The organism is Nonomuraea sp. NPDC049141 (genome assembly GCF_040648415.1).
Taxonomy (GTDB): Bacteria; Actinomycetota; Actinomycetes; order Streptosporangiales; family Streptosporangiaceae; genus Nonomuraea.
In genome coordinates this window covers 1-3513 of the sequence record NZ_JBEZDR010000095.1, presented here as the reverse complement: position 1 = coordinate 3513, position 3513 = coordinate 1, and the positions used below count along the sequence as shown (strand labels likewise).

Annotated in this window: 6 protein-coding genes; 5 read left to right on the top strand and 1 reads right to left on the bottom strand. The window is 71.5% G+C overall.

All coding sequences use genetic code 11. From position 1 onward, the window contains the following. The 4 genes from AB0B91_RS64540 to AB0B91_RS64525 form a co-directional block, all read left to right on the top strand. A partial coding sequence (locus AB0B91_RS64540; RefSeq protein WP_358342900.1) for a hypothetical protein occupies positions 1-207 on the top strand: 207 nt, incomplete at its 5' end. 5 nt (positions 208-212) lie between these two features. Further along, positions 213-761 (top strand): hypothetical protein, encoded by a 549-nt coding sequence (locus tag AB0B91_RS64535; RefSeq protein WP_358342898.1) that lies wholly within the window; start codon positions 213-215, stop codon positions 759-761. Next, positions 758-1927, top strand: coding sequence for a M23 family metallopeptidase (locus AB0B91_RS64530; protein WP_357662536.1), 1170 nt, complete (start codon positions 758-760; stop codon positions 1925-1927). The genes AB0B91_RS64535 and AB0B91_RS64530 overlap by 4 nt, the downstream gene beginning before the upstream one ends. A gap of 13 nt (positions 1928-1940) precedes the next feature. After that, positions 1941-2543 carry a hypothetical protein gene (locus AB0B91_RS64525; protein WP_357662537.1) on the top strand — a complete coding sequence of 201 codons (603 nt, stop codon included), beginning with the start codon at positions 1941-1943 and terminating at the stop codon, positions 2541-2543. Positions 2544-2547: 4 nt separating this feature from the next. Here the strand turns inward: AB0B91_RS64525 and AB0B91_RS64520 are convergent, their stop codons facing one another. Beyond that, complete coding sequence (locus AB0B91_RS64520) at positions 2548-2973, bottom strand: hypothetical protein (RefSeq protein WP_357662538.1); 426 nt, start codon at positions 2971-2973, stop codon at positions 2548-2550. Between the two features lie 333 nt (positions 2974-3306). On the opposite strand from AB0B91_RS64520, the gene AB0B91_RS64515 reads away from it, so the two are divergent. Beyond that, positions 3307-3513, top strand: a 207-nt coding sequence (locus AB0B91_RS64515) for a hypothetical protein (protein ID WP_358342895.1), incomplete at its 3' end; no start/stop codon positions are given.

The following is a 3513-nucleotide window of genomic DNA, read 5'->3' as shown; positions in this document are numbered from 1 at the left end:
CGCGAGCAGGCCACCGAAGAGCCGACGCCGACCGAGGACCGGGGGACCTCGCGCCCGGTCGCACCCAGGCCCCGGCGGCGGCAGCCGGCCGCCTGGACCGAGCCGGACGTGCCGGACGAGAGCCCCTCGTTCGCCATCTACCGTCCCGGGTCCGCCGAGCGCGCGCCTGACCGACCCACCCCGCGGATCCGCTCCGAGGCGCGGTGAGTGCGATGCGGCGGGCAGTCGAATTCCTGGTCACCCGGGTACTCCGGTCCCGGCTCGGCATCGCGGTCGGCATCGCCGTACTCGTGTTCGGGATCATCGGCGCGGCGCGGCTCGTGTCCGGGCCGGGCGATCCCACCTCCGGGCTCAGCAACCGCCCCGACCGACCGATCACCACGGTCGATCCGACCGCCGGAGACGATGGGGCGTTCTCGACCGGCGCTCCGCCGTCCCCGGTCACCCGCCCCGGCGAACTCACACCGGAGCAGACCGCCGAACGCTTCGTCGCCGCCTGGCTCGGCAAGCCGGGCACCACGGCGGAGCAGTGGCAGAAGGGCCTGCGTCCCCTGTCCACCCCGGTGCTGACCGACAAGCTGGCCGGCGTCGACCCGTCCGGGGTGCCGACCGGTCAGGTCGACGGTGACGTCACGCTCCGGCCCCGGGCCGAGAACTTCGTCGAGGTGCTGGTTCCGCTCGACACGGGTCGGCTCCGCCTCGAACTGGTGGCGCCCGACGGGCGCTGGCTGGTGGACGCCGTGGACTGGGAGCAGAAATGAGCGACGGGACGCGACCGCGCGGTCGACAGCTCCGACTCGGCGCACTGGCCGCCGCGTTGACGGCGACGCTCGCCCTGCTCTGCTGCACCGGCGGCGCGGGGGCCTTCTTCCTCACGGAACTGGGCGGCGAGGCGGGCAGCGGTATGACGTTCGCCAGTCAGGACTGCAAGGAGGATTCCCAGGTAAACGTGGTGGGCGACATGCCTCGGATATCCCAGTACGGCGAGCGTCAGCTCCGCAACGCCGCGAGGATCATCAAGGTGGGGCAGGAGATGAAGGTGCCGCCCCGCGGGTGGGTAATCGCTGTGGCGACCGCTATGCAGGAATCCAGACTTCTCAACCTGGCTAACCGGACCGTCGCCGAGTCCGGGAACCTGCCGAACGAAGGTATTGGCGCCGACCACGACTCGGTCGGTCTCTTTCAGCAGCGAGCCGGTTGGGGCACTGTTGCGCAGCGGATGACGCCCGAGTACGCCGCCCGGAAGTTCTACGAGAAGCTCGTCAAGGTGCCCGGCTGGGAGACGATGCCGCTGACCCGGGCCGCTCAGGCCGTGCAGATCAGCGCCTTCCCGGACGCGTACGCCAAGCACGAGGACATGGCCGCCCGGATCGTCAACGCGCTGGCCGGCGGAGCTGCCCGGATCGCGCTGATCGACGGTAGGAAGGCGTGCGACCGCGCCGCCGGAGGACAGATCGCCGCCTCCGGCTGGACGGCTCCCATCCCTGGCGGCGTCGGATCGGGCTTTCGCACCGCGAGCCGGCCCCGGCACAACGGGGTCGACATCGCCGCGCCGAAGGGCACCGATATCCGGGTAGCGGCCACCGGGCGCGTCCTGATCTCCCAGTGCGACCCGGACAAGAGCGGCCGGCGCACCTGTAACGTCGACGGCTGGCCGAACAAGGGCGGCTGCGGCTGGTTCGTCGACGTCCTGCACGCCGGTGGGTTCATAACCCGCTACTGCCACATGGTCAGCAAGCCCCGGGTCAAGGTCGGCGAACTCGTCGAGGCCGGTACGGTCATCGGCGAGGTGGGCAGCAGCGGCAACTCCTCCGGCCCGCACCTGCACTTCGAGGTGCACGAGGACGAGGACCGGAGCAGCCGCGGCGCCATCGACCCGGTGCCTTTCATGCGCTCGCGCGGCGCGCCGCTCAAGGGCGCGGGATGAGACGCTCGCCGTCATGAGCGACCCGCTTCCCGACCCGTTCGCCGACCATCCGGACTGGGCACCCCGACCACCCCGACCGATCGAGATCGTGCCGGCCACCGGCCGCGTCGAGCTCCGTGGGCGGCGTGTGCTGGTCGGCCTCCCGGGGCTCGGCTGGCGCGGTGACCTTCGCGCGGACGACCGGGTGGTGCAGAACAGCCGGACCTACGTTCCGGTCATCCCCGAGCACGAGTGGTACCGGGCGGAGTCCGACCAGGTGGAGGTCTTCGCGCCGCTCGTCCCAGTCGAGCGGGTCTGGGTGGAGACGGTGGGGGCCCGGCGGCCGGACGCGTCGGTGGACCGCGAGACGGGCGTCCGCCTGGTCTCCCTGGACGCCCCGGCGCACCGCGCTCCGACCCCGGTCTTCGAGTCGGACGCCGTCACGGGTCGCCGGGTGGTGCACGTCGTCGACGCCGTCGAGCACCGGGACCTGCGAGCCGTCACCGAGACCTACTCCGGCGCGGAGGGCGACATCTGCGTCCGGGTGACGCCGGAGGTGGACTGGTATCGGTGGGCCTGGCGGGGTCAGTCACCAACCACTTTGGAGGTTCCGGTGCATCTGCTCTGGATTGAGTGAGGACTCAGCTCTCCGGCGCTCCGGCGCAGACCCGCCAGCCGTCTCTGTCCTGCGCCTCGAAGCGCCAAGGGTCGGTCAGGCTCTGTTGCACCCCGTCTACGGTGGCGCTACGACGAATGACGGCCGTCACGGTGGCCGCTGATGAGCCGTTCATGACCACTACGATGTTCTCGATATTGATCGAGAAGCTTGTACCGAGTTCCCGTTCACGTCGCTCGACCTGGGTCCGCAGATCCTCGATCGACTGCAGTGGGCCGCCGCAGGTGAAGAGCAAAGCCCGGTTCTGGTCACGCGAAACAAGCGCGGCCTGCAAGTAGCTGACGACAGCTACGTCCGGCGACCCACGGTCGGGTGCCGCAGCCCGGTTGTAGAGCACAAATCCGGCGGCCACCCCGCCCAGGCAGAGTGCCACGACGACGCTCGTGACCACCGTGAGCACGGTGCGCAGCCGCCGCCGTGGCCGCTCCGGCGCCGGGGCCGGCGAGGGCGGCGCCAGGTGGTCGGAGGGGGGCCGTTGCGCCGGTACGCGGGAGACCTGGGAACCGGCGGGGGGCTGCACTGATTCCACCCTCTGAGGCTAGCGGCTGGACGCGGTAGACCCAATGCCCCAGATGCAGCGGATCGTGACGGACCACTCCCCATCGGTGAGATCCACGACATCCCCGGCGCAGTGTCGCCGCGCATCCCGGACGAGTCGGCCCGGCTGGGTTACGGTCTCTGCGCGGGGAGGGGTTGCCGACCTCGGGCGGAGGGGGTGGACGCGGTGGTCGGTCCGAAGGCACGCACCAACCGCGCCGCCGCACTGCATCGGCGGGCCGCCGCCACCGCGACTGCCGCCGCGAGCGTCCTCGACGACACCCGGCCCGTCCCTGCCGATCAGCGCCGCCAGTACGAGCTGGCGGATCGCCTCCGGTCCGCGGCGGCGGTGCTGGCTCCCGGCTGGGCGGGCGCTCCCCTGGAGACGACGGCA